Here is a 23,032-nt window from a genome sequence, read left to right as displayed (position 1 = left end):
GACAACCTGTCGGAGCGGATCCTGTTCAACGAGTTGACGCCGGGGCAGATCGTGGTCGTCGACTGCGAGGGCGACCCGGAGGATGTGGACAAGTCCAAGCTGGTGTTCCGTGGCGCGGAGAAGCCGGTGGACGTCCCCGACGCGGTGCCGGCCGACCTCGGCGGCGCAGCCGCCGCGGGCGGCACCGAGTAAACAAGCAGTCAGCACGTGAACGGGTTCGGCCCGGCGGCGGAGCCGCCGGGCCGAACCCGTTCATCCGGCACGCCGATCAGTCGACGGTCGACCGCTGTGGCGTCGCGACATCGCCGGCCAGCCGGCAGGCGTCATCACCGACCAGCTCGACCAGGCCGTCCGTCACCAGACCGGCCAGCGCCCGGGAGCGCTGCACGTCGTCCTTCCAGACCAGATCCAACCGCTGGACCGGGACCGGTCCGACACTGTCCCGGAGCACCGCCAGCAACAGTCCGCGTACCTGCCGATCGGTGCCGGCGTACCGCTGCGGTCGCCGGGTCGGGCCGGTCGGCACCGCCGGCCGGCCGGCGCCGTACCAGCCGCAGACCTCGGCGAGCGGGCAGTCGGCGCAGCGCGGTGCGCGGGCCGTGCACACCAGGGCACCCAGCTCCATGAAGGCGGCGCTGGCCCGGGCCGCGGTGGTCGGCTGGTCCGGCAGCAGTTCGGCGGTGGCCACCAGGTCGGCCGGTCGGGTGGCCGGGCCGGCGTCCGGCTCGCCGGCGACGACCCGGGCCACCAACCGGCGCACATTCGTGTCCACCACGGGATGCCGTTGCCCGTACGCGAACGCGGCCACCGCCCGGGCGGTGTAGCTGCCCACCCCTGGCAACGCCAGCAGCTCGTCCAGGTCGGTGGGCACCCGACCGGCGTGCCGCTCCACCAGCGCCACCGCGCATTCCCGCAGCCGCAACGCGCGACGCGGATAGCCCAGCCGACCCCACATGCGGATCGCCTCGGCGGGCGGCTCAGCCGCCAGCGCCGCGGGCTCGGGCCAGCGGGCCACCCATTCCCGCCACACGGGGAGCACCCGGACCACCGGAGTCTGCTGGAGCATGATCTCGCTGATCAGGATCGGCCAGGCACCCACGTCGGGGACCCGCCACGGCAGGTCCCGGGCATTCTGGTCGTACCAGGAAATGGCCATGGCGGCGAGCTTCTTCTCGGACATCGCGCCACAGATCCTGTCATGCCGGCGGGCGGAACTCGTGCGCCGGTCGACCCGGTCGAAATCCCACCCGGTCCCGCCGAGGCGGCGCATGATCAGCGGAGCAGAACAGGCAGAGTCCTGCCACGGCACAGCAGGCCGCGACCGTCGCCAGGACACCCGAATAACCGCCGGCAGGGATCATCGACGCGCCGAGCATCGGGGCAGCCGCCCGAGCAAGGGTCACCGGCGTAGCGACGATCCCGGCGATGGTGGCGTAGGCGGCGGTGCCGTACCGGCTGGCGAGCAGGGTCGGTGTGGCCAGGTGGGCAAGTCCGAAACCGAGGCCGAAGCAGACGACCGCCGCGACGGCCCCGCCGCGACTGTCACCGAACACGCCGAGACCGATCACAGCCAGCGCCTGGAAGGCGAACATCAACGCGACGACCCTGGTCGTCCGGAGGCGGTTGCGGGTGCCGGAAAGCACGAAGCGTCCGGTGACGGCCAGGATGCCGAGCAGTCCAGCGACGGTGGCGCCGAAGGTCGGTGGGTGGCCGCGGCTGGTCAGGTACGAAACCAGATGCACCGCCATGGTCGCCATCGCCGCGCTGTGGAAGACGAACGCCGCGGTGAGTGTCCAGAAGGAGACATCTCGGACAGCAGCTCGTACGACAGTTCGGCGCCGCTCCACCACCTTTCCGATCGGATCCGTCGCCCCGGCCGCCCGCCGGGTGGATGGCGGCCGGCGGATGGCGGTCGCGTGCAGCGGAATGGTGACAACCCCGTGCACAGCGGCGAGCACGAGCAGGGCCGTGCGCCATCCGAGTCGATCGACAAGTAACCCGGTGAGAGGCAGGTAGATCGAGCTGGCGAGGCCGGCGACGGCGGTGACGGCGAGTAGTGCCCTGGCCCGCCGCTCCGGGTCGAACCAGGAGACGATTACCGCGAACGCGGATTCGTAGAGCACCATCCCACTGACCAGACCGACGCCGACCAGCACGGCGTAAAGCTCCGCGAGGCTCCCCACCCGTGACCACGCGGCAACCAGCAGCGTCCCCACGAGCGAGCCGACGGTCATGAGGAGGTGGCCGCCGTGACGGTCCAGCCACCGGCCGACCGGGACGGCCATGGCTCCGCCGGTGAGAACCGATGCCGTGAGCGCTCCGGTGACCTGTACGGCGGACGCGGAGAGGCTGGTCGCCATGGGTTCGAGCAGCACCGCGAATGAGTAGTAGAGGGTGCCGTACCCGACTGTCTGGGTGATCGCCAACGCGGTGACCACTCGCCGGCCGTCGGCCTCGGGGCGGTGCCCACCGGTCGCGTCGGACCCGGTGGGCACCGTGGCAAGCCTCGAGGTCATCAGGCAGGGGTCACAGACCGACGATGGTGACGGCGTCTCTGACGTGGGCAGCCAGGGCGGATACCACGTAGTCGGCGTCCCGGCTGACCCCGCGCAGGGTGTTCGACGAGAAGGAGCGTTGGAACTCCAGTCCGACATAGACCAGGCCGGGGTGGGTGGTGGAGATGCCAGCGACGTGCTGGGGGAGGCCGGCGTCGAGGGCGCCGATCGGCTCCAGGTAGTCGAGGTGGGGGCGGTATCCGGTCGCGAAGATGACCGCGTCGACGTGTTCCGACGTGCCGTCGGCCCACACCACACGGTCCTCCTCGAAGGTGGTGAACATGGGGCGTCGATCGATGACCCCTGACTCGAACGCCTTGCGATATCCACCCGTGTCCAGTACCGGGATGTGGTGGATGACCTTGGCGAGCCAGGCTGGTGGCAGGTCGTCGAAGCCGCTGGTGTCCAACCAGTGGTGGAGATCCCGGCCGTTCGGCCGCTGGTCGAGGAAGTGGACGGGGCTGACGGATGCCAGTGTCACGGTGGCGACGTCTGCCAGTTCGTAGCCGACCTGGACCGCGGAGTTGCCGGCACCCACCACGATGACGCGCCTCCCGGCGTACGGGGCGGGCTCTCGGTACTGGGCAACATGCCGCACCTCCCCCGAGAACTCCTGCTGGCCCGGCAGGACCGGAAGGTGGGGCCGCCCGAACGTCCCGCTGGCGGCGACGATGCCGGACGCCGGGATCTCCTCACCCGCGGCGGTGTGCACGAGGAAGCCCGTCGGGGTGGTGCTGACGGTGCGTACCCGATGACCGGTGCGGATCTCCACGCCGAGGCTGTCGGCGTAGGACCGGAGATAGTCGGCCACCTCGTCCCGGGTGGGGTACCTGTCCGGGTCGCCGGGGAACGGCAGACCGGGCATCGCGCTGTATCGAGCTGGCGAGAACAGGGTGAGGCTGTCGTAGTAGTGGGGCCAGGAACCAACCGGCCGGTCGCCGGCTTCGAGTACGAGCGGATGGAGGCCCGCGTCGCGTACGGCTCGGGCGGCGGCGAGCCCGGACTGGCCACCTCCGATGACAACCACGGATGTTTGTGAGTTCGGCATTGCGAAATCATAACGTCATTTAGACGTATGACAAAATGACTATGATGGGAGAGGGTGAGCAGGTGGAGCAGCAGAGAACCGATGCCGACGCGCCGCAACCGGTGGCAGCACCGCAAGCAAGCTGCGCTGACCTGCCTCAGCTCGCCGAGTCGACCCATGACTTCCTCAAGGCATTGGCCAGCCCCACTCGCCAACGGATCATGATGCTCTTCGCGCGGGGCGCGGAACTGTCGGTAGGCGAGATCGCCACCCGGGTCGGAATCAGCCACGCGACCGCCTCCCAGCAGCTCATGCTGCTGCGCCGGGGGAAGGTCGTGGTCTCCCGACGGGATGGCAAGACCGTGCTGTACCGGGCCGACCGGGACGGCTCCGTCCGAGCGCTCACCGACCTGCGGGAATACCTGATGGACTGCTGCTGAGGCCCGGGCGGTCCGCCGCCCGCCGGTGGTCCCCGTTCGCGCCGAGGCGACCAACGTGGTCGGCACGTCCCGGCCACCCGGGATGCGCCGACGCGTCGGATCGCGTCCCGGCCCGTGGAAGGCGAGGCGGATACCGTCCCCGGTGATGCCCGGATCGGGCACACTGCCCGGGTGGATGAGCTCGCCATCACCGTGATCGGCCAGGACCGTCCGGGAATCGTGGCCGACGTGGCCGACGCGCTCGCCGGACTCGGCGCCAACCTCACCGACTCCACGATGACCCGGTTGCGCGGACACTTCGCGATGACCCTGGTTTGCACCGGTCCCGCCGCGGCCGAGGTGGAGCGGGCGCTGGCCCCGCTCGCCGCGGACGGCCGGTTGCTCGCCACCGTGCTGTCGGTCGCCGCGGACGAGGTGGCCCAGCGGACCGGCGAGCCGTATCTGGTCTCCGTTTACGGCGCCGACCGGCTCGGCATCGTGGCGGCGGTGACCAGGGTGCTGGCGCGGGCCGGAGCGAACGTCACCGATCTGACCACCCGCCTGACCGACCGGCTCTACGTCCTGGTCGCCGAGGTCGACCTGCCGCCGGTCGCCGCCGACGCCGTGCGGCGGGAACTCGCGGAGGTGGGCGAGGCCCTGGACATCGAGGTGACTTTGCGGCCCGTCGAGTCGGACGTGCTGTGACCGACGAGGCAGCGACCGCCCTCGGCGGCTGGAGCAGCGATGTGCTCGGCGTGCCGGGCCAGGTGCGGTCCGTCGTCGTGGCCCCCGCCGCCGTGCTGGCCGGGACCGCTCGACCGGTGGAAGCGACAAGTACCGAGATCCGCCAGCTCGCCGCCGATCTGGTCGCCACCATGCGGGTGTCGCCCGGCTGCGTTGGCCTCGCCGCGCCGCAGATCGGGGTGGCCGCCGACGTCTTCGCCGTCGATGTCACGGGCCACCCCAAGACGACCACCACGCACGGGACCTTCGTGCTCTGCAACGCCCGGGTCATGGAGGCGAGCCGGTGGCGTGTGGGACGGGAGGGATGCATGTCGGTGCCTGACCTGACGGGAGACGTACGCCGGGCCGGTCGGCTCGTGGTCGAGGCGGTGCTGCCCGGCACCGGCGCCGCCATCCGGCTGCACACCGACGGGTTCGAGGCCCGTGCGCTGCAGCACGAGATCGACCACTGTGCGGGCCTGTTGTTCCTTGACCGGGTGGCCGGCGCGCACGCGGTCTTTCCCCGTCGGGTCTACCGGTGACCCGGTGCGCGGCCCGCGAACGGTGACCCGGTCGCGCCGCCACCGACCGGGAGCGGTCGCGGTGCGGCGTGCGCGGGTCGCCTACGCCCGGCGCGTCGGCACGATCATCGGGAGCACTGCGACTACCGTGGGGACATCATGCGTCTGACGGTCGGTCCCCTGCCACCCGCCGTTTATTGGCGGCGCCGCGCCGTCGTACTCGGTGCGGTTCTCCTCTTCCTCATCGTGGTGCTCTACTCCTGCACGGGTCAGGACGATCCGAAGCAACCGGGTGCCCAGCAGCCGGGGACAGGGGGCTCCTCGTCGGCACCGTCCGCCTCGACCGGCGCGACACCCACCTCGGCTGCCTCGCCGGGGACGGCGGCCGGTTCCTCGGCCAGCCCGGGCGATTCCGGCGGGTCCGCTCCGGGCCCCGGGTCGGTGGACGAGGTGCCGCCGGCCACCGGGCCGGCCAACCCGACCGGTGTGGCGGCTCCGCCGCCGGGCGGGTGCACCGATGCCGAGATGTCGGTGATTCCGGTGCCGAACCCCGACACGGCCCGCCGGGGCACAGGGGTGGCTCTCCAGCTCAAGATCAAGAACATCTCCGGCCGGACCTGTCCCCGCGACGTCGGCTCCGATCTCCAGGAGATCTACATCAAGCTGGGGGCGCAGAAGGTGTGGTCCTCCGACACATGCAGCACCGCGCGGCAGTCGAACGTGGTGCAGTTCCCGCCGAGCCACGAACAGACCTACCAGGTCGAGTGGAACGGACGGGACGACTCCCGATGCGCCGACGGCGTCGCCACCGGCCCGTTCCCGAACGCCGGCGACTACCAGGTGATCGGCCGGCTGGGCAGCAAGCTCAGCGAGCCCGTCAAGCTCAGCATCGTGAACTGACGGCTGTCCCAACCACGCCGGGCACCGGCCGAGCGGTCAGACGTAGCGTTCGAGGATGGACGACTCGGCGAGCCGGGACAGCCCTTCGCGGACCCCACGGGCCCGGGCATCGCCCACCCCGTCGACCGCCTGCAGGTCCTCGACGGTAGCGCCGAGCAGGCGTTGCAACGTACCGAAGTGATTGACCAGGCGGTCCACAACCGACACGGGCAGCCTCGGCACCTTGGCCAACAGCCGGAAACCCCGCGGGCTGACGGCGGCCTCGAGCGCGTCGGACGCGCCGCCGTACCCGATCGCGCGCGCCACCGACACCAGGTCGATCAGCTCGGTCGCGCTCAGCAGATCCAACTCAACAAGCGCCTCGTCAAGCGTCCTGGCCCGGCGACCGGTGGGCAGGTAGTCACGAATCACCAGGGTCCGGTCGGCGTCCACGCCGGCCATCAGTTCGTCGAGCTGCAGCGCCAGTAGCCGTCCATCGGTGCCCAACTCCACCACGTAACCGGCGATCTCGTCGGCGATCCGGCGGACCATCTCCAGCCGCTGCACCACCGCCACGGCATCTCGCACGGTGACCAGGTCCTCGATCTCCAGGGCGGAGAGCGTGCCGGACACCTCGTCCAACCGCAGCTTGTATCGCTCGAGGGTGGCCAGTGCCTGGTTGGCCCGGGACAGGATGGCGGCCGAGTCGTCAAGCACGTGCCGCTGGCCGTTGACGTAGAGGCTGATGATTCGCATGGACTGGCTGACCGAGATCACCGGGTAGCCAGCCTGCCGGGCCACGCGCTCGGCGGTGCGGTGCCGGGTGCCGGACTCCTCGGTCGGGATCGACGGATCCGGCATCAGGTGCACCGCGGCGCGGACGATCCTGGTGCCGTCGCTGGAGAGCACCACGGCGCCGTCCATCTTGCACAGCTCGCGTACGCGGGTAGCTGAGAACTCGACGTCCAACGGGAAGCCGCCGGTGCAGAGTGACTCCACGGTCTTGTCGTAGCCCAGCACGATCAGGGCGCCGGTGCGACCACGCAGGATCCGCTCCAGCCCGTCCCGCAGGGCGGTGCCCGGGGCCATCAGGGCTAGGTTGGCGCGCAGCGGGTCGCCGCTGGCACCCGGACCCGTGATCGTCATGCCGGCGTTCACCGGGCGCGCCGGGGAGCCGGCCCGCACCTGCGGGATGGCACCGGTGATTCGGTTGGCGTCGCGGTCGGTCGGCACCCAGACAGTCTACGGACTGCCCTGCGGTGGGTGGTGTCGCGCTTACTGTGATGTGCCACCGTGCCGCGGTGCCGGGCGCCGGTTCTCATTCCGCCGACAGTCGCGCTGCCTGCTGCAGCGCCCCCCGGACGTCGGTGACCTCGGTCACCCGCATCCCGTTCGGCTGGATTCCCGACGAATCGGGGCCGCAACCGGGTGGCACCAGTGCGTGCGTGAAACCCAGCCGTGCCGCCTCGGCGAGCCGCCGCGGCGCCGCACCGACCCGGCGGACCTCTCCGGTGAGTCCCACCTCGCCGATCGCGACCAGGCGCGGCGACATGGAGAGGTTGAGGCCGCCGGAGGCGACGGCGAGCGCGACCGCCAGATCGGCCGCCGGCTCGACGACCCGGATGCCACCAACCGTGGCGGCGAAGACCTCCCGGTCGTGGAGCTGGAGTCGCTCCGTTCGGCGTTGCAGCACCGCGAGCACCATCGCCAGCCGAGCCGAGTCCAGGCCCGAGACGGTACGCCTCGGCGAACCGGCCACGGCGGCCCCGATCAGCGCCTGTACCTCGGTGACCAGTGCCCGCCGCCCTTCCATGGCGACCGTCACGCAGGTGCCCGGCACCGGCTCCGAGTACCGGGTCAGGAACAGGCCGGACGGGTCGGCGAGGCTGGTGATGCCCCCCTCGTGCATCTCGAAGCAGCCGACCTCGTCCGCGGCGCCGAACCGGTTCTTCACCCCTCGCACCATACGCAGCGAGGAGTGCTTGTCCCCCTCGAAGTGCAGCACCACGTCGACCAGGTGCTCCAGCACCCGGGGGCCGGCCACCTGGCCGTCCTTGGTGACGTGACCGACAAGCACGGTCGCGATGCCGCGTTCCTTGGCGACCGCGACCAGCGCCGCGGTCACCGCGCGGACCTGGGTCACCCCGCCCGGCACTCCGTCCGTGCCGGTGGTGGAGATGGTCTGCACGGAGTCGAGGATGAGCAGGCCCGGCTTGACGGCGTCCAGGTGTCCCAGCACCGCTGCCAGATCACTCTCCGCCGCGAGGTAGAGCTGCTCGTGCAGGGTGCCCATCCGCTCCGCCCGCAGCCGGACCTGGCTCACCGACTCTTCCCCGCTGACCACCAGCGACGGGCTGCCGCCCGAGGCGGCCCACTGCTGGGCCACGTCGAGCAGCAGGGTCGACTTGCCCACCCCCGGCTCGCCGGCGAGCAGCACCACGGCGCCCGGAACCAGCCCGCCGCCCAGCACCCGGTCCAGCTCGGGTACGCCGGTGGCACGCGCTCGGGCCGGTGCTGCACTGATCGTGGCGATCGGCCGGGCCGGCTCGGCCGGGGCGCGGGAACTCACCACCTTGCCGGAGACGGTGGGGCCGGTCAGCGTCGACTCGACGACCGAGCCCCACTCGCCGCACTCCGGACAGCGGCCCACCCATTTGGGCGGTTGGTGCCCGCAGGCGTCGCACTCGTAGGCAGGTCGGGGCTCGCGGGCGGCCCGGGACCGGGCCGACGGGGTGCCCCGGGAGGCAGCTCGGGAAGTCACCCCGAGGACGTTAGTCAACCCCTGCGACGGGTGACCCGGCGCACCGCCCGATTCCGTCGATCTAGGGCAGATGGTCGTGAATGGAGATCAACTCGCGACCATCCGCCCTAGATCGACGGGGGTGGCGAGTCGCGGGAGCCTCGGGTCAGCCGTGGCCGCCCTCTTCGGCGTCGGTGGTGATCTTCACGGTGGGCGCCGGGGTCAGCGGGATGGCCACCGGGACCGGCGTGGTGAGTTCCGCGCCGTCGACCTCGAAGGTCACCTCGATCGACTGGCCGGGCTTCAGGTCCTCGTTCAGGCCGACCAGTTCGAGATAGCTGCCGGCCGCCTGACTCAGCAGCACGAACCCGCCGGCGGGAATCTCCACCCGGGCCGGGCCCGCGGGAGCGGCGCTGGGCGTCGCAGCGTCGGGCGTGGCGCTCGCGCTCGGGCTGGCGGGGCGCTCACCGGCCGGGGAGTTCCCCGGGGCCACCGGCGAACCCGAGGCGATGCCGCCGCTGTCCGGGCTGGAGGGGGCGCCGGTGGACTGGGCCGGACCGGGGCTCACCGAGGCACTGCCGGCGGGGCCTGGGGTGATCTGCCCGGCGCCCGGCGGGTTGCTCGCCGAGGTGCCGCTGCGCAGGGCCACCGACTGGACGCCGGTCGCGCGGACGGTGACGGTGATCGGGTCGGTCGAGTCGTTGTAGAGGGCCCCGGTCAGCGGCGCGTTGCCGCCGGATGGGTAGCCCTCCACGCCGGGGTAGCCGATCGCGAGGTTGCGGACCTTGAAGGAGTCGTCGTCGGTCTGCACGTTGACGCCGGCGATGGCCGGCGCCTGGGCGGCGGTCTCGGCGACCTGGCCGCTCCCGCACCCGGACAGCAGCAGCGTCGCCGCGGCGACGCCACCGGTCGTCCACAGCCCCGCCCGGCCGGCTCCCCTGATCGAGCGCCTCACGTCGGTCCTCCTCGTCACGTTCGCGCCCGGCGTTCCGCCGCGCGCGGTGGCCATACCCGCGCTGACCGCGCTCCAGGGTAGTTGCCCGTGATCCGCCCCAGGACGCCGACCCGGAGATCACGGTACGGAGCGGATTCCCCCTGGTGAGCGCGCTCACACACAGGTGTGGTGTCGGCGTTGACCGGACCCCGCCGCCCTGGCGCGGGTGTCCCGGGTGGGCGACCCACCGACATCGCTGACCTTGTGTCGCCGTTGTCAGGTCAGCCGCCCGGCAAGGACCAGCAGGACGACGTCCAGCACCGCGACCAGCATGACCGCCCGGAACGTGGCGACCGGTCGTCGCGCGTCGGCCCCGACGTACCAGCCGGCGGGCAGGACCACCACGGCGATGGCGGTCGCCGCCCAGCCCGCCCACGACGGTGGTCCGGGCGGGCCGAAGACCAGGACCGCGGTGGCGGCCAGCAGCAGGGCGCCGGCCGCCAAGCGGGATCGGGTGGGGCCGAGCCGGTGCGGCAGTCCGTGGATCCCGGTGCGGGCGTCGTCAGCCAGGTCCGGCAGGGCGTTTGCGAAATGCGCGCCCGCCCCCAGCAGCGCCCCGGCGGCCGGCAACCAGGCCGGCGGCGTCGGCGAGCCGGGCAGCGCCAGGACCACGCAGGCCGGCAGCGCCCCGAATGAGACGGCGTACGGCAGCACGGAGAACGGGGTCGACTTGAGCGGCCAGTTGTAGAGCAGCGCCGAGCCGAGGGCGACCACCGAGCAGAGCGCGGCGAGCGGGGTGAGCGACAGCGCCAGGATCGGTGTGGCGGCGATGGCCACCAGCGTGGCCCCGCCCAGCCGGCGCCGGTCGACCAGCCCGGCCGGCACCGGCTTGTCCCGCCGACCCACCAGCGCGTCACGGTCGGCATCCAGCCAGTCGTTGCTCCAGCCCACCGCGAGCTGGCTGGCCAGCACGGTGGTTCCGACCCCGAGCAGGCCGCCGGGCCGGTGGCCGGCCCCGGCGGCCAGCAGTACCGCGACCGCGGTCACCGCGGCCGCCGGTTCCGGATGGCTGGCCCGGATCAACCCACCGAGGGTGCGCCGGTTCCACAACTGACGTGACACACGGGAAGTCTGGCCGTTGTCAGCAAGTCGTGCCAGGCTCGACGTCATGCGAGACCAGGGAGCCGGCGCGACCGGGCGGCGGCCGGCACCGGTCCGGCCACGCAACGACCCCGCGCAGTACGACGACCTGGTCGACGAGTGGTGGCGTCCGGACGGCGCGTTCGCGATGCTCCACTGGCTGGCCGAGGCGCGCGCGGCCCTGGTGCCGGTCGCGTCGCGACCGGACGCGTTGCTTGTCGACATCGGCTGCGGAGCGGGCCTGCTCGGGCCGCACGTGGCCGGCAAGGGTTACCGGCACGTCGGTGTCGACCTGACCAGGTCGGCGCTTCGTCAGGCCGGTGACCACGGTCTGCTGCCGGTCAACGCCGACGCCGCAGCGGTCCCGCTGCGGACCGGCTGTGCCGACGTGGTCGCCGTCGGTGAGCTGCTCGAACACGTCCCGGACTGGCGACGGGCGGTCGTCGAGGCGTGTCGGGTGTTGCGACCGGGCGGCACGCTGGTGCTGGACACCCTCAACGACACCGCGATGAGCCGGGTGGTCAGCATCCGGATCGCCGAGCTCTTCCCGGGGGTGCCCCGGGGGATCCACGATCCGCGGTTGTTCGTCGACGCGCGGGCGCTGGTCGCGGAGTGCGCGCGGCATGGCGTACGACTGGCGGTTCGTGGTGTCCGCCCGCAGACCGGGGCGATGCTGCGCTGGCTCATCGGGCGGGCGGTGCCGGCGGCGCGGCAGCGGGGCGTGGGCCGCGTCGCGCCACGGATCGTGCCCACCTGGTCGGCGGCCGTGCTCTATCAGGGCCGGGGGCTCAAGGAGGGGTAGCGCCGTCGGACGGGGGTAGTGGGTGATCGGCGAAGGGGGCTACATGTCGTTGGAAGCGGTGGACGCCGCGCGCAGATTGGCGCCACGGTTCGCGGCCCGGGCCGCGGCGCACGACCGGGACGGGTCGTTCCCGGCCCAGGACTTCGTGGACCTCGGCGAGGCCGGCCTGCTGGGTCTGATGGTGCCGGCCGGGCTGGGTGGCCGGGGCGCCAGCTTCGCCGGCTACGCGGCCGTCGCCACCGAGCTGGCCCGGGGAAACGGGGCCACCGCCCTGGTGTTCAACATGCACGCGTCGGTGACCGGGGCGTTGAGCGCGGTGACGGAGGAACTGGCCGAGTCGCTCGGCATCCCCGACGAGGCGCTGGCCGCCCGGGACCGGCTGCTCGCCGACGCCGCCACCGGACGGTGGTACGGCGTGGCGATGAGCGAACGTGGCGCCGGTGCCCGGCTGTCGCAACTGTCCACGGTCTACGAACCGGTGGACGGCGGCTATCGCATCAAGGGCGCGAAGACGTTCTGTTCGGGGGCCGGGCACGCCGACGCATACCTGGTCGCCGCCCGCAGCGCCGTCGACCAGTCGGTGGTGTCCCAGTTCCTGGTCCCCGCGTCGGCCGGGGTGCGCGTGGAACCCACCTGGGACGCCCTCGGGATGCGCGCCACCGCCTCGCACGACCTGCATCTGGACACGGTGGTGCCGGCGGACCGGTTGCTCGGAGGGGTCGAGGGGCTGGCCCTGGTGGTGGCCCAGTTGATGCCGCACTGGCTGGTAGCCAGCTACGCGGCGGTGTATGTGGGGGTGGCCCGGGCGGCCATCGACGCCGCGGTGGACCACCTGACCGGGCGCGGACTGGACAAGCTGCCTGCGGTGCGGGCCCGGATCGGTCGGGCGGACGCGGCGGTCGCCGCTGCTCACCTGGTCGTCGCCGAGGCGGCCCGGCGGGTGGACGAGGCACCTGGGGACGCGGAAACCAATCGCTGGGTGTGGCGGGCCAAGCTCCTGGCCGGCACCACGGCGGCCGAGGTGGCGGCGTCGATGCTGGAGGCGGCCGGGACGTCGGCCACCAGGCGGGGCCATCCGCTGGAGCGGCTCTACCGCGACGCCCGGTGCGGATCGCTGCATCCGGCCACTTCGGACGTCTGCGCCGACTGGCTCGGCATCGCCGCGCTGGGCGGAGACCCGGACCGCGACGGATCGGCGCCTCGATGGTGAGCCCGGTGATCGCCGGCATGGGGGTGGCACTGCCGCCGCGGGCCAATCAGCGGGACCTGTGGGACGGGTTCTTCGCCGGTCATTTCGCGGGCGCTACCCGGGCGCTGGCCGAGCGAATCTTCGCCAACTCGGGCGTGGACACCCGGCAGGCGGCGGTCAACCCTCTGCTCGAGGACGTCTCGGACTGGCCGACCGAGCGCCGGATGCGTCGCTACCTGACCGAGGTCCTGCCGCTGGGCAAGGAGGCGGTGGACCGGGCATTGACCGACGCCGGGGTGTCGGCCACGGACATCGGCTTGTTCGCCGTCTGCTCGTGCACCGGGTACGCGACCCCGGGTCCCGACATCCTGCTGGCCCGGGACATGGGGATGGCCTCCGATGTCCAGCGATTGTTCGTCGGGCACATGGGCTGCTATGCCGCCCTGCCCGGCCTGGGCGCGGCCAGCGACTTCGTCGCGGCTCGGGGCCGGCCGGCGCTGCTGCTCTGCGCGGAGCTGACAAGCCTGCACATCCAGCCCGCCTCGGCGCGGATGGACACCCAGCAGATCGTCTCGCACGCGTTGTTCTCGGACGCGGCGGCGGCGGCGGTGCTGGTGCCCGGGGACCGGCCCGGGTACGCGGTCCGCGAGGTCGCGGCACGGACCGACACGTCGACCGCCGATCACATGACCTGGGAGGTGACCGACACCGGTTTCCGGATGGGTCTGTCGCCGAAGGTTCCGCAGGTGCTGGCGGCGCATGTCGAGGCACTCGTCGACGAACTGTTGGATCGGCAAGGTTGGCGCCGGGCCGACGTGGAGGGCTGGGCGGTGCACCCGGGCGGGCCGCGGATCCTCACGGTGGTGGAACGACAGCTCAAGCTGCCTCCGACGGCGTTGGCGGCGTCCCGGGCCACGCTTGCCGAGAACGGCAACTGCTCGTCACCGACCACGCTGCTGATCCTGGACCGGATGTGGCGGGCCGTCGATCCACCAGAGCGCGTGGTGCTGCTCGCCTTCGGTCCGGGCCTGACGCTGTACGCGGCGTCGCTGGAGCACCAGTCGCCGGACTGATCAACATCGACCCGCCCGGTCAACGGTCGACCAGGTCCGGCAGGTCGGTGAGGAACTGTTCGGGCGCCTCGTATTCGGGAACGGTCCGCACGATGGTGGCCGAGCGGCCGACCAGCACCGCGGTGGGCCGGCCGGCCGGCGGCTCCAGTCCGAGGACGGTTCGTAACTCGCTGGCGGGATCGGCCAACCGGCGCAGGTGCCCGCCGGGCGGGACGGTCGGGGGCGCTGGCGGCACCGTCCCGGTGGCGACCGCCACCACAGTCACCTCTGGTGGGGCCGCCAGTAGCGCGGCGTCGATCCGGCCGGCGCAGTCGCAACCGTCCACCAATATGATCAAGGCGGGCAGCAGGCCGCGTACGGGGACCAGCTCACCGCGCTCACCGGCCAGATCGAGGGCAGGCAGGCTGCGGCTCGGGGCGTCACCCGCCCCGTCGTTCCCTGGGGACGGGGTGGTGGCCGCGCTGCCGGCCTGCCTGGTGGCGCTGGTCCGGATCACCGCGGCGAGGCTCGCCATGGTGCCGAGCAACGCGACGATCAGCAGAAGGAAGGCCAGTAGATCGCGTCGGCGCCACCAGGGGCCGCGTTCCGCCTGAACACGATGACGCAGTTCGCGCCGGACCGCCGCGGCCTCCTCGGCGAGTTCGGAAGGATCGTCCGGGATGACGATCGGGCCCCAGCCGGGCGGCAGGTCGGGCAGGCCGCCGTCGGGCCCGCCGTCGCCGTTGCCCGATCGACTCATTCGCGCCCCCTGACCCGTTCGCCGAAGACGTGTGCCGTTCGCCTCCAGCGTCCCGTACCCGGCCGCTGATGGCCAGGGGTGCGGCCATCGATCTCGGGGCGTCTCCGACGCCAGGTCCGGGTCGGGCGACGCGGAGCTGCGCGCGTCCCGGCCAGTACGGGTTGTCCGGCTGCCGGACGAGCTAGAATTGGGGAGCGGCAGCTGTCACCCGTGACCATGTGCCACGGGTGATATATACGTGACTCAACGTGGCTAAACCAGCCATATGGCTCGCTGTCAAGCTCAAGAAAGACCTCTCACAGGGCCTCTGAGCTGCGTTAACGGTCAGGACTGCGGTGAGACATGGGTGCCTGAGCGTGTTACCCTAGACACAGCGAAAGGGGTTTCGAACCTATGGTTTTCAGTGTCGGCGAGACCGTTGTTTACCCCCACCACGGGGCCGCACTCATCGAGGCAATCGAGACTCGGGTCATCAAGGGCGAGCCTAAGCAGTACCTCGTCCTCAGGGTCGCTCAGGGTGACCTCACGGTCCGGGTTCCCGCCGAGAACGCCGAGATCGTCGGCGTGCGCGAGGTGGTAGGCGAAGAGGGCCTCGGCAAGGTCTTCGACGTCCTCCGCGCTCCGCACACCGAGGAGCCGACCAACTGGTCGCGGCGTTACAAGGCGAATCTGGAGAAGTTGGCCTCCGGCAACCCGCTTAAGGTGGCTGAGGTCGTTCGTGACCTCTGGCGCCGGGAGCGTGAGCGGGGACTGTCGGCGGGCGAGAAGCGGATGCTCGCCAAGGCCCGGGACATTCTGGTCGGCGAGGTGGCGCTCGCCGAGAAGAGCACCAAGGACGAGGCGGAGACCCTCCTCGACAAGGTGCTGACCGAGGCCTGAGTCCTCGTCGATCAGTTTCATCGATCAAGGACCGCGACGTGACTGCGCAGCTCAATCCGCGTGGTGACGTCGCGGTCCTTGTTCCTGCCGGGGGTTCCGGGGTGCGTCTCGGCCCCGGCGCGCCGAAGGCCCTGCGGCCGCTCGGTGGCGAGCCGCTGCTGGTGCACGCGGTCCGCCGGATGGCGGCGGCGCCGTCGGTACGCTCGATCGTGGTGGCCGCACCGGCCGCCGAGCTGCTCGCCGTTCGGGCGTTGCTGGCTTCGGTGGCGCCGGTGACCGTGGTGCCGGGTGGTGCCACCCGGCAGGAGTCGGTGGCGGCCGCGCTGGCTGCCGTACCGGCGGGTCCCGAGATCGTCCTGGTGCACGACGCGGCTCGGGCTCTCGCGCCCGCCGCGCTTGTGGAGTCGGTGGCCGCCGCGGTCCGGTCCGGTCGGGACGCGGTGATCCCGGTGCTGCCCGTGGTCGACACGGTCAAGGAGGTGTCCGGCGACGATCTCGTGCTCGGCACCGTGGACCGGGCGACCCTGCGGGCCGTGCAGACGCCGCAGGGATTCCGCAGGCGGGTGCTTGTCGCCGCGCACGCGGCAGCCGTCGATCCGCTCACCGACGACGCCGGACTCGTTGAGAAGCTGGGTGTTCCCGTGGCATGTGTGCCCGGCTCGGAGTACGCCCTCAAGATCACCCGACCGTTCGACCTCTCCCTCGCCGAACACCTGCTCGCATCGGCTGACGCCTGACACGGGCTTGGTAACCCGTTCGAATCGGCCGTACCTCGGGTCCGGCGTCGGTGCCGGTCCGGTGTGCGTGCCGGCGTACCCTCGGCTCGTGATCGTCCCGAGGGTTGGCGTGGGCACCGACGTACACGCGTTCGAGGCCGGCCGGCCGTGCTGGGTGGCCGGCCTGCTGTGGCCGGACGTCAACGGCCTCGCCGGTCACTCGGATGGCGACGTGGCGGCGCACGCGGCCTGCGACGCGTTGCTCTCCGCCGCCGGCCTCGGTGATCTCGGCTCGAACTACGGGGTGGCCGAGCCGGAGTGGGCGGGCGCCGCTGGCGTCGCGTTGCTGGGCGAGACGGCCCGTCGGGTGCGCGCCGCCGGGTTGGCGATCGGTAACGTCTCGATCCAGGTCATCGGGGTACGCCCCAAGATCGGCCGAAGGCGGGACGAGGCGCAGCGGGTGCTCTCGGCGGCCATCGAGGCACCCGTCACGGTGTCCGGCACCACCACGGACGGGCTCGGTCTCACCGGTCGGGCCGAAGGGCTGGCCGCTGTGGCCGTTGCGCTGCTCTATCCGCCCCCCACCCCGACCATCGTCCCGGTCTGAGGGACCTCCCGCATGTCGGTGGATCTTCGGGAGCGGCTCAGCCGGCCCGACCGGCCCAGGTCCACGCGTACCCCGGATCCTCACAGGCCAGCCCGGGTTCGCACAGGTCCAGCGGCCGAAAGGTGTCCACCATGACGGCCAGTTCGTCGAAGAAGTCGGCGCCGATCGCCCGCTCCGCGGCTCCCGGCTGCGGGCCGTGGGTGAACCCGGCCGGATGCAGCGAGATGGATCCCTGTTCGATGCCGGAACCGCGCCGCGCCTCGTAGTTGCCGCCGGTGTAGAAGAGCATCTCGTCGGAGTCGACGTTGTGGTGGTTGTACGGCACCGGGATCGCCTGTGGGTGGTAGTCCACCTTGCGGGGCACGAACGAGCAGATGACGAAGTTCGGGCCCTGGAATGTCTGGTGCACCGGCGGTGGCTGGTGGATCCGGCCGGTGATCGGCTCGAAGTCGTGGATCGAGAAGGCCCACGGGTAGAGGTGCCCGTCCCAGCCCACCACGTCGAACGGGTGGTTGGCGTACGTGTACCGCGTCCAGCCGCGCCGGTGCCGGACCAGCACCTCGACGTCGGTCTCGTCGACCAGCAGCGGTTCCCCAGGGCCGCGGATGTCCCGTTCGCAGTACGGCGCGTGTTCCAGGAACTGGCCGCGGACCGAGAGGTAGCGCTTCGGTGGACCGATGTGCCCGGTCGCCTCGATGGTCAACAGCCGGGCCGGTCCGTCGGGCACCAGGCGGTGGGTGACCGAGGTGGGCACGATGACGTAGTCCCCGGCGGTGACCTCCAGCACCCCGAAGGGGGATTCGACCCGGAGCCGTCCAGCCTCCACGTACAGGCATTCGTCGCCGACCGCGCTGCGGTACAGCGGCGACGGCCGGTCGGCCACCACGTACGCGATCTTCACGTCGTCGTTCGCGAGCAGGTACTGCCGTCCGAGGAGCGGGTCGGCGCCGGGGCTGTCGAGCTTGTGGGTGCGCAGGTGCCGCGGCTTGAGCGGCAGATTCGGGACCCTGGTGACAGTGGGCGGGGTGAACTCCTCGGCCGCCACGATCGCGGTCGGCAGGTGGCGGTGGTAGAGCAGCGACGAGTCGGAGGAGAAGCCCTCCTGCCCCATCAGCTCCTCGGCGTACAGGCTGCCGTCGGGCTGACGGAACTGGGTGTGCCGCTTGCGGGGCACCTCGCCGACGCTGCGGTAGTACGGCATGTCAGCCTCCCGATTTGTCCCGGTGACCGGCCAACCGCGTCCGATAATCGGACGCGGTTGTCCGTTAGTCGTAGCGTCCCGTAAGTTCTCTGTTCGTGTCAACGCAGGTGCCCCGGCTCTTCGACCGGTTGATCGACGACGCCGCCGTCTTCCCACCGGGCAACGCCCCGCTGACCGAGGCGGTCGCCGGTCACCGCCGGCACCGCGCCGCCGCGTACGCCGACCTGGTCGGCCCGCTGCTGCTACCGGCCTCAGCGCTCGGCCACATTCCGGCGCTGCTGGCGACCGGGGAACGGCTGGCCGTCGGCATGATCGGCGACGTGCCACTGGAAAAGCTGGCGTCGGTCCGCGACCAGACGGACCCGCGGCTCGAGATCCGGCAGGTGGAGGCGGCGGTGGCCAAACGGGGCGAGGACCCCGGACCCGGCCTGGCCGAGCTTGTCGGGCTGGCCCGACGCTGGCCCGATCTGGACGTCTACGCCGAGGTCCCGCTCACCTGGGGACTGCTCACCGCGCTCGACGAGATCGCCCGGGAGCGGGCCGCCGGCGTCCGGCTCGCGGCGAAGTTCCGCACCGGCGGCCTGGCCGCCGAACTGTTCCCCACCCCGGTCGAACTGGCCGCCGTGATCTGCGCCTGCCGGGACCGGCAACTGCCGTTCAAACTCACCGCCGGCCTGCACCACGCGTTGCGGCACACCGACCCGGAGACTGGCTTCACTCATCACGGCTTCGTCAACGTACTGGCCGCGACGGCCGCCGCCGACGACGGCGCGGAGGTGGCGGCGGTGGCCGAACTGCTGGCCGCCACCGATCCGTTGCGGGTGGTCGACCCGACCCGGGTCCGCCGCGACCGGAACCGCCCGCTGTGGATCGGCTTCGGCTCGTGCAGCGTCGCGGAACCGGTGGAAGACCTGGTCCGGTTGGGCCTGATGCACGAGGGTACTGCCAGCAGCATCGACGAGCGGGAGCGAGGGCGCGGATGACCTGGGTACGGGACGCGGTGGGATCGCCGTACGGGCTGCACAACCTGCCGTACGGGGTCTTCCGGCGGGCCGGGGCGGCACCGCGGATCGGCGTCCGCGTGGCGGATCTGGTGCTGGACCTGGCGGCGGCGGAGGCGGCCGGGCTGGTGCTGGCCGGTGGGGCGCTGCGGGAGCCGACGCTCAACGCGTTCCTCGCCCTGGGCCGGCCGCAGTGGACGGCGGTGCGGGAACGGATCGTGGAGCTGCTCACCGAGGACGTGCATCGCGCGGTCGTCGAGCCGCTGCTGGTGCCGCTCGCCGAGGTGGAGTTGGTGCTGCCGATCGAGGTCGGCGACTACGTCGACTTCTACTCCTCGGAACACCACGCGGCCAACGTGGGTCAGATCTTCCGGCCCGGACAACCGCCGCTCCTGCCCAACTGGCGGCATCTGCCGATCGGGTACCACGGACGGGGCGGCACGGTCGTCGTCTCCGGTACGCCTGTGGTGCGACCGAGCGGGCAGCGGTCGACGCCGGACGGGCCGGTGTTCGGTCCGTCCGTTCGGCTGGACATCGAAGCCGAGGTCGGCTTCGTGGTCGGGACACCGTCGGCGCTCGGTGAGCGGGTGTCGGTGGACGACTTCGCACAGTACGTATTCGGCGTGGTACTGGTGAACGACTGGTCGGCCCGGGACATCCAGGCGTGGGAGTACCAGCCCCTCGGCCCGTTCCTCGCCAAGTCGTTCGCCACCTCCATCTCGCCGTGGCTGGTGCCGCTGGAGGCGCTCGCCGACGCCTGGGTGGCGGCGCCCGAGCAGGATCCGCCGGTGCTGGACTACCTGCGTGACGTGCCGCGGTTGGGGCTGGACCTGCGGATGGCGGTGGACTGGAACGGCCACCGGGTCAGCTCGCCGCCGTTCGCGTCGATGTACTGGACGCCCGCCCAGCAGCTCGCCCATCTCACGGTGAACGGTGCGGCGCTGCGTACGGGTGACCTGTACGCCTCGGGGACGGTCTCCGGGACCGAACGGGACCAGGTGGGCTCCTTCCTGGAGCTGAGTTGGGGCGGTGCCGAGCCGGTGACGCTCGCGGACGGTTCGACCCGGACGTTCCTGGAGGACGGGGACACCGTGACGATCTCGGCCACGGCTCCGGGGCCGGACGGCACCACGGTGGCACTCGGTGAGGTGACCGGGACGATCCACCCCGCCCGACCGGTCGCGGACGCCGAGGGAGCCCACCGCCGCGGACCGGCGGCAACGCCCGACGCGGAGGGTCAGGACGCCGCGGTGGCGTAGTCGGCCCAGTGCAGCTGCGGCGGCTGATCGTCGCCGGCCACCACCCGACGCACCCAGCGGCGGATCAGATCCCGTCGCCGGTCCGGGTCCGCCCGGCGACGGGCCGTCCGACGTGCCCGCATGCCCTGAAGGCTGTAGCGGGGAAATCGGGCCAGCGCCGCGGCCACCACCGCGCCGAACACCTCACCCTCCAGGCCGTTCGCCGGTACGGGGGACCGGCCGCAGCCGGCGTCGCAACGGTAGAACCGCTCGGTGCGACCGCATCGGAGGGTCCGGTCCAGCGGCACCATGAACGTGCCACACCGGCACCAGATGAGTCCCCAGAGCAGATAGGGGGTCGGCCGGCCCGGGTTGTCCCACCACGAGTCGGTGGCGAGTTCGGCTACCGCGCCGATCCGCGGTGTGTCGTCCGGCTCCGCGCCGGCCTCCTGGCCGTCGTCGGGTGGACCGGTCCCTCCGTCGCCTTCCTGTTGTCGCATCGAAGCCATAGCAGCGATCACCCCCGTAACCCCGGTGCCCGTGACATCGATGGAGACCCTTGGGAGTCTGCCGGATCAGCGGTGAGCGACGCAACGCTTACGCGCCGGTGATCCGGTGTCCCCGATCGGCACCGGGGCGACGCGTCCGAGAGTTTCGATCAATCTGGTTACTCTGCGGATATCTCACTGTGACAGATTGCCGGAGCGTCGTACCGTGGTCATGGGAGGTGCCCATGTCGACGGTGGCGGTGACGAGACTGGTCGTGGCTCCGATCCACGATGTGTGGCGGGTCTTCAGCGACCTGTCCGGCCGGGCCAGCCTGTTGTCCACCGTGGAGAGCGTCGAGGTGCTGACCGCGCAGCCGTTCGGCCCCGGCACCCGTTGGCGGGAGATCCGCACCTTATCGGGCGGCCTTCAGGTGGGCGAGGAGTACGTCGTCGACCAGGTCGAGGCGCCACGGCTGTGCGCCGTCAGCTCCCCGGGCGTCGGCGCCAACTACCGGCTGACCTTCCGGTTCAGCGAGATCAAAGTCGGACGGCACGCCGGCTGCACGTCGGTTACGGCGGTCCAGGAGGGCGGCCCCACCGCCACGTACGGGCGCCTGCTGGCCCTCATGTTCGGCGGCCTCGCCGCGCGCACCGTCGAAGGGGCGCTCCGCCGCGACCTCGCCGACCTCGCGACGGCGGTGGAACGCGGGCGCCGCGGCGATCCGGCCACCGCCGCCTGAGCGCGCGTCGGATCATCCGCGCGACCCTCTGTCCGGCCCGTTCGCGCAGCACTGGGTAGGGTCCGGTCATGGGAACGACGTCGCGGAGCCGCGGACTCCGGATCCTGGCCGCCGCGGCCACGGCCGTCCTGGCGCTGGCGGCCACCGGCGCTGTCGCGTACCGGGTCTTCGCCCCGGCCGAGGTGCTGGCTCCGGCCCGGGTGGCTGCCTATCCGTCGGCGCCCACGAGCCCGGTCGGTGTTCGCGGCACGCTTCCCGCGGCCCCGCTGATCGTGGCTGGTCGGATCCGCGTCACCGCTGCCGACCGCCAGGTGAGCGCGGACGGTCCGATTGACGCCAAGTACCGCAACTCGCCCTACTGGTCGTACCGGCGGTGGCCGGCAGAGCTCACCGGCGTCCTGGCCGTCGCTCCGGCCGACGACGCCGATTCCGGCGAATCGCGCGTGGTGACCCGCTGGTCGGACGGCGAAGTGGTCGCGCTGGACGCGCGCACCGGCCAGGTGGCCTGGCGTGCCAGCGGACCGGCCACCGACTCCCGGTATGCCGGCCGGCGTACCGGTGCCGAAACCGTGTACCACCCGCCCGGCTTACGGCTGGCCCGGACCGCACAGGGCGTCCCGGTGCTCACCGTCGCCGGCCGGACCGAGCTGCGGGGCCTCGACCCGGCCAGCGGGCGGCAGCTCTGGCGGGCCGAGGTGCCGGCCGCCTGCCGGGTGGACGAGCTGACCAGCACGGCCGGCCAGCTCATCGCGGTGGACGCCTGTGCCACGCCGCGCGTGCTGGAGTTCCGCGACCCGGCCACCGGTGCCGTTCAGCGTCGCTGGCGCCCGGAGGCCCCCGCGCAAGCCGCCACCGGGGAGCAGTTCCGGCTCGTCGGCCTCGGCTGCGGGGCGGGCTCGGACTGCCCGGCGATCCGGCTGACCGTTGGCGGCGACGAAACCACCGCCGACCCCGATGCGATCACCGGCTGGTTGGTAGATCGACCGGAACCGGTGCGAGCACCCGACCTCGACACCCCGGAGTCGACCGTCGTCGACGGACTGGTCGTCTCGGTGGCGGGCGGTCAGGTGCTGGCCCGACCGGTCCGCGGCGGGGAGCCACGGTGGCGGCACCGGATCCCGGCCGACAGCCGACTTCTCGCCGTCCAGCCCGGTCGGGTGCACCTTGTGGATCCCGGCAACGAACTGCTCACCCTCGACTCGACAAGCGGCGACGAACGATCGAAGTTCGACCTCCGGTACGCCGACGACGGCATCGACTGGACGCCCGGCGAGGCGTACGCGGCGGCCGGGCTCGTCATGGTGGAGCGGCTGACCCCACCGGTCGACCCGGCTGCCCCGGACACCCGGTACTACTCCGCCGCGCGGCCGGTGATCCTCGCGGTCACCTGACCCGCCCCCGCCCGCCCCGCCCGCCCCTCG

At 72.1% G+C, this 23,032-nt stretch carries 23 protein-coding genes and 2 pseudogenes; 15 read left to right on the top strand and 10 right to left on the bottom strand.

All coding sequences use genetic code 11. The annotated features are described in order from the left end of the window. A pseudogene (locus tag ACFQUZ_RS26050) lies at positions 1 to 192 on the top strand (AAA family ATPase); the annotation flags it as partial. Positions 193 to 268: 76 nt separating this feature from the next. On the opposite strand, the gene ACFQUZ_RS26045 reads toward ACFQUZ_RS26050, so the two are convergent. From ACFQUZ_RS26045 to ACFQUZ_RS26035, 3 genes are read right to left on the bottom strand one after another with little or no spacing between them, the layout of a single operon-like run. Further along, positions 269 to 1,180 (bottom strand): A/G-specific adenine glycosylase, encoded by a 912-nt coding sequence (locus ACFQUZ_RS26045; protein WP_377446682.1) that lies wholly within the window; start codon positions 1,178 to 1,180, stop codon positions 269 to 271. Positions 1,181 to 1,196: 16 nt separating this feature from the next. After that, on the bottom strand, positions 1,197 to 2,516 hold the full coding sequence (locus ACFQUZ_RS26040; protein WP_377446680.1) for an MFS transporter: 1,320 nt from the start codon (positions 2,514 to 2,516) through the stop codon (positions 1,197 to 1,199). A gap of 10 nt (positions 2,517 to 2,526) precedes the next feature. Then, on the bottom strand, positions 2,527 to 3,603 hold the full coding sequence (locus ACFQUZ_RS26035) for a flavin-containing monooxygenase (protein ID WP_377446679.1): 1,077 nt from the start codon (positions 3,601 to 3,603) through the stop codon (positions 2,527 to 2,529). Between the two features lie 62 nt (positions 3,604 to 3,665). Here ACFQUZ_RS26035 and ACFQUZ_RS26030 point away from each other — a divergent pair, with 62 nt between their 5' ends. From ACFQUZ_RS26030 to ACFQUZ_RS26015, 4 genes are all read left to right on the top strand, one after another. After that, the gene (locus tag ACFQUZ_RS26030) at positions 3,666 to 4,022 is read left to right on the top strand and encodes an ArsR/SmtB family transcription factor (RefSeq protein WP_377446677.1); all 357 of its coding nucleotides are present in this window, start codon (positions 3,666 to 3,668) and stop codon (positions 4,020 to 4,022) included. Between the two features lie 171 nt (positions 4,023 to 4,193). Next, complete coding sequence (locus ACFQUZ_RS26025; RefSeq protein WP_377446675.1) at positions 4,194 to 4,706, top strand: glycine cleavage system protein R; 513 nt, start codon at positions 4,194 to 4,196, stop codon at positions 4,704 to 4,706. Further along, the gene (locus tag ACFQUZ_RS26020; protein ID WP_377446673.1) at positions 4,703 to 5,266 is read left to right on the top strand and encodes a peptide deformylase; all 564 of its coding nucleotides are present in this window, start codon (positions 4,703 to 4,705) and stop codon (positions 5,264 to 5,266) included. Before ACFQUZ_RS26025 ends, ACFQUZ_RS26020 begins: the two co-directional genes overlap by 4 nt. Before the next feature lie 138 nt (positions 5,267 to 5,404). Then, the gene (locus ACFQUZ_RS26015; protein WP_377446672.1) at positions 5,405 to 6,145 is read left to right on the top strand and encodes a hypothetical protein; all 741 of its coding nucleotides are present in this window, start codon (positions 5,405 to 5,407) and stop codon (positions 6,143 to 6,145) included. A 36-nt stretch (positions 6,146 to 6,181) separates the two neighbouring features. Here ACFQUZ_RS26015 and disA read toward each other — a convergent pair whose 3' ends face one another. From disA to ACFQUZ_RS25995, 4 genes are all read right to left on the bottom strand, one after another. After that, on the bottom strand, positions 6,182 to 7,357 hold the full coding sequence (disA, locus tag ACFQUZ_RS26010) for a DNA integrity scanning diadenylate cyclase DisA (protein ID WP_377446671.1): 1,176 nt from the start codon (positions 7,355 to 7,357) through the stop codon (positions 6,182 to 6,184). Between the two features lie 85 nt (positions 7,358 to 7,442). Next, on the bottom strand, positions 7,443 to 8,885 hold the full coding sequence (radA, locus tag ACFQUZ_RS26005) for a DNA repair protein RadA (RefSeq protein ID WP_377446670.1): 1,443 nt from the start codon (positions 8,883 to 8,885) through the stop codon (positions 7,443 to 7,445). A gap of 145 nt (positions 8,886 to 9,030) precedes the next feature. Beyond that, positions 9,031 to 9,819 carry a hypothetical protein gene (locus ACFQUZ_RS26000; RefSeq protein WP_377446669.1) on the bottom strand — a complete coding sequence of 263 codons (789 nt, stop codon included), beginning with the start codon at positions 9,817 to 9,819 and terminating at the stop codon, positions 9,031 to 9,033. A 255-nt stretch (positions 9,820 to 10,074) separates the two neighbouring features. Continuing rightward, positions 10,075 to 10,956 (bottom strand): UbiA family prenyltransferase, encoded by an 882-nt coding sequence (locus ACFQUZ_RS25995; protein ID WP_377446684.1) that lies wholly within the window; start codon positions 10,954 to 10,956, stop codon positions 10,075 to 10,077. A 10-nt stretch (positions 10,957 to 10,966) separates the two neighbouring features. Between ACFQUZ_RS25995 and ACFQUZ_RS25990 the strand changes: the two genes are divergently transcribed. The 3 genes from ACFQUZ_RS25990 to ACFQUZ_RS25980 are packed head-to-tail and all read left to right on the top strand — an operon-like array spanning position 10,967 to position 14,002. Next, positions 10,967 to 11,740: a methyltransferase domain-containing protein gene (locus ACFQUZ_RS25990; protein ID WP_377446667.1), complete on the top strand. Its 774-nt coding sequence runs from the start codon at positions 10,967 to 10,969 to the stop codon at positions 11,738 to 11,740. A gap of 43 nt (positions 11,741 to 11,783) precedes the next feature. After that, entirely contained in the window at positions 11,784 to 12,950 is a 1,167-nt protein-coding gene (locus ACFQUZ_RS25985; RefSeq protein ID WP_377446665.1) for an acyl-CoA dehydrogenase family protein, read from the top strand. Further along, complete coding sequence (locus ACFQUZ_RS25980; RefSeq protein ID WP_377446663.1) at positions 12,944 to 14,002, top strand: type III polyketide synthase; 1,059 nt, start codon at positions 12,944 to 12,946, stop codon at positions 14,000 to 14,002. The genes ACFQUZ_RS25985 and ACFQUZ_RS25980 overlap by 7 nt, the downstream gene beginning before the upstream one ends. A gap of 19 nt (positions 14,003 to 14,021) precedes the next feature. Here ACFQUZ_RS25980 and ACFQUZ_RS25975 read toward each other — a convergent pair whose 3' ends face one another. After that, positions 14,022 to 14,741, bottom strand: a complete 720-nt coding sequence (locus tag ACFQUZ_RS25975) for a hypothetical protein (protein ID WP_377446662.1) — start codon at positions 14,739 to 14,741, stop codon at positions 14,022 to 14,024. Positions 14,742 to 15,134: 393 nt separating this feature from the next. On the opposite strand from ACFQUZ_RS25975, the gene ACFQUZ_RS25970 reads away from it, so the two are divergent. From ACFQUZ_RS25970 to ispF, 3 genes are all read left to right on the top strand, one after another. Next, positions 15,135 to 15,620, top strand: coding sequence for a CarD family transcriptional regulator (locus ACFQUZ_RS25970; protein WP_007073334.1), 486 nt, complete (start codon positions 15,135 to 15,137; stop codon positions 15,618 to 15,620). A gap of 38 nt (positions 15,621 to 15,658) precedes the next feature. After that, positions 15,659 to 16,357 (top strand): 2-C-methyl-D-erythritol 4-phosphate cytidylyltransferase, encoded by a 699-nt coding sequence (ispD, locus tag ACFQUZ_RS25965; RefSeq protein WP_377446661.1) that lies wholly within the window; start codon positions 15,659 to 15,661, stop codon positions 16,355 to 16,357. Between the two features lie 88 nt (positions 16,358 to 16,445). Continuing rightward, a complete protein-coding gene (gene ispF / locus ACFQUZ_RS25960; protein WP_377446660.1) occupies positions 16,446 to 16,943 on the top strand; it encodes a 2-C-methyl-D-erythritol 2,4-cyclodiphosphate synthase in 498 nt (165 codons plus the stop codon). A gap of 37 nt (positions 16,944 to 16,980) precedes the next feature. Here the strand turns inward: ispF and ACFQUZ_RS25955 are convergent, their stop codons facing one another. Then, positions 16,981 to 18,144, bottom strand: a complete 1,164-nt coding sequence (locus tag ACFQUZ_RS25955; RefSeq protein ID WP_377446658.1) for a homogentisate 1,2-dioxygenase — start codon at positions 18,142 to 18,144, stop codon at positions 16,981 to 16,983. Between the two features lie 95 nt (positions 18,145 to 18,239). Here ACFQUZ_RS25955 and ACFQUZ_RS25950 point away from each other — a divergent pair, with 95 nt between their 5' ends. Further along, positions 18,240 to 19,127, top strand: a complete 888-nt coding sequence (locus ACFQUZ_RS25950) for a hypothetical protein (protein WP_377446657.1) — start codon at positions 18,240 to 18,242, stop codon at positions 19,125 to 19,127. Continuing rightward, positions 19,124 to 20,308, top strand: a pseudogene (gene fahA / locus ACFQUZ_RS25945) (fumarylacetoacetase); the annotation flags it as partial. The gene ACFQUZ_RS25950 and the pseudogene fahA, both read left to right, overlap by 4 nt. Positions 20,309 to 20,382: 74 nt before the next feature. On the opposite strand, the gene ACFQUZ_RS25940 reads toward fahA, so the two are convergent. Continuing rightward, entirely contained in the window at positions 20,383 to 20,883 is a 501-nt protein-coding gene (locus tag ACFQUZ_RS25940) for a hypothetical protein (RefSeq protein WP_377446655.1), read from the bottom strand. A 233-nt stretch (positions 20,884 to 21,116) separates the two neighbouring features. Between ACFQUZ_RS25940 and ACFQUZ_RS25935 the strand changes: the two genes are divergently transcribed. Together ACFQUZ_RS25935 and ACFQUZ_RS25930 are read left to right on the top strand one after the other, a co-directional pair. Then, positions 21,117 to 21,611 carry an SRPBCC family protein gene (locus tag ACFQUZ_RS25935; protein ID WP_377446653.1) on the top strand — a complete coding sequence of 165 codons (495 nt, stop codon included), beginning with the start codon at positions 21,117 to 21,119 and terminating at the stop codon, positions 21,609 to 21,611. A gap of 68 nt (positions 21,612 to 21,679) precedes the next feature. After that, positions 21,680 to 23,002: a PQQ-binding-like beta-propeller repeat protein gene (locus ACFQUZ_RS25930; protein ID WP_377446651.1), complete on the top strand. Its 1,323-nt coding sequence runs from the start codon at positions 21,680 to 21,682 to the stop codon at positions 23,000 to 23,002. Positions 23,003 to 23,032: the final 30 nt, after the last annotated feature.

The organism is Plantactinospora sp. GCM10030261 (assembly GCF_042666615.1).
Classification (GTDB): domain Bacteria; phylum Actinomycetota; class Actinomycetes; order Mycobacteriales; family Micromonosporaceae; genus KBS50.
The sequence above is the reverse complement of the archived record's forward strand: the minus strand, read 5'-3'. Positions and strand labels throughout refer to the sequence as shown.

Excerpts from the sequence above, each read along its gene's own strand:
- ACFQUZ_RS26015 (WP_377446672.1), top strand. The coding sequence starts at position 5,405 with ATGCGTCTGACGGTCGGTCCCCTGCCACCCGCCGTTTATTGGCGGCGC.
- ACFQUZ_RS25985 (WP_377446665.1), top strand. The coding sequence starts at position 11,784 with ATGTCGTTGGAAGCGGTGGACGCCGCGCGCAGATTGGCGCCACGGTTC.
- ACFQUZ_RS25970 (WP_007073334.1), top strand. The coding sequence starts at position 15,135 with ATGGTTTTCAGTGTCGGCGAGACCGTTGTTTACCCCCACCACGGGGCC.
- ACFQUZ_RS26035 (WP_377446679.1), bottom strand. The coding sequence starts at position 3,603 with ATGCCGAACTCACAAACATCCGTGGTTGTCATCGGAGGTGGCCAGTCC.
- ACFQUZ_RS25980 (WP_377446663.1), top strand. The coding sequence starts at position 12,944 with ATGGTGAGCCCGGTGATCGCCGGCATGGGGGTGGCACTGCCGCCGCGG.
- ACFQUZ_RS26045 (WP_377446682.1), bottom strand. The coding sequence starts at position 1,180 with ATGTCCGAGAAGAAGCTCGCCGCCATGGCCATTTCCTGGTACGACCAG.
- ACFQUZ_RS26040 (WP_377446680.1), bottom strand. The coding sequence starts at position 2,516 with ATGACCTCGAGGCTTGCCACGGTGCCCACCGGGTCCGACGCGACCGGT.
- ACFQUZ_RS25955 (WP_377446658.1), bottom strand. The coding sequence starts at position 18,144 with ATGCCGTACTACCGCAGCGTCGGCGAGGTGCCCCGCAAGCGGCACACC.
- ACFQUZ_RS25930 (WP_377446651.1), top strand. The coding sequence starts at position 21,680 with ATGGGAACGACGTCGCGGAGCCGCGGACTCCGGATCCTGGCCGCCGCG.
- ACFQUZ_RS25990 (WP_377446667.1), top strand. The coding sequence starts at position 10,967 with ATGCGAGACCAGGGAGCCGGCGCGACCGGGCGGCGGCCGGCACCGGTC.
- ACFQUZ_RS25940 (WP_377446655.1), bottom strand. The coding sequence starts at position 20,883 with ATGCGACAACAGGAAGGCGACGGAGGGACCGGTCCACCCGACGACGGC.
- ACFQUZ_RS25935 (WP_377446653.1), top strand. The coding sequence starts at position 21,117 with ATGTCGACGGTGGCGGTGACGAGACTGGTCGTGGCTCCGATCCACGAT.
- ACFQUZ_RS25975 (WP_377446662.1), bottom strand. The coding sequence starts at position 14,741 with ATGAGTCGATCGGGCAACGGCGACGGCGGGCCCGACGGCGGCCTGCCC.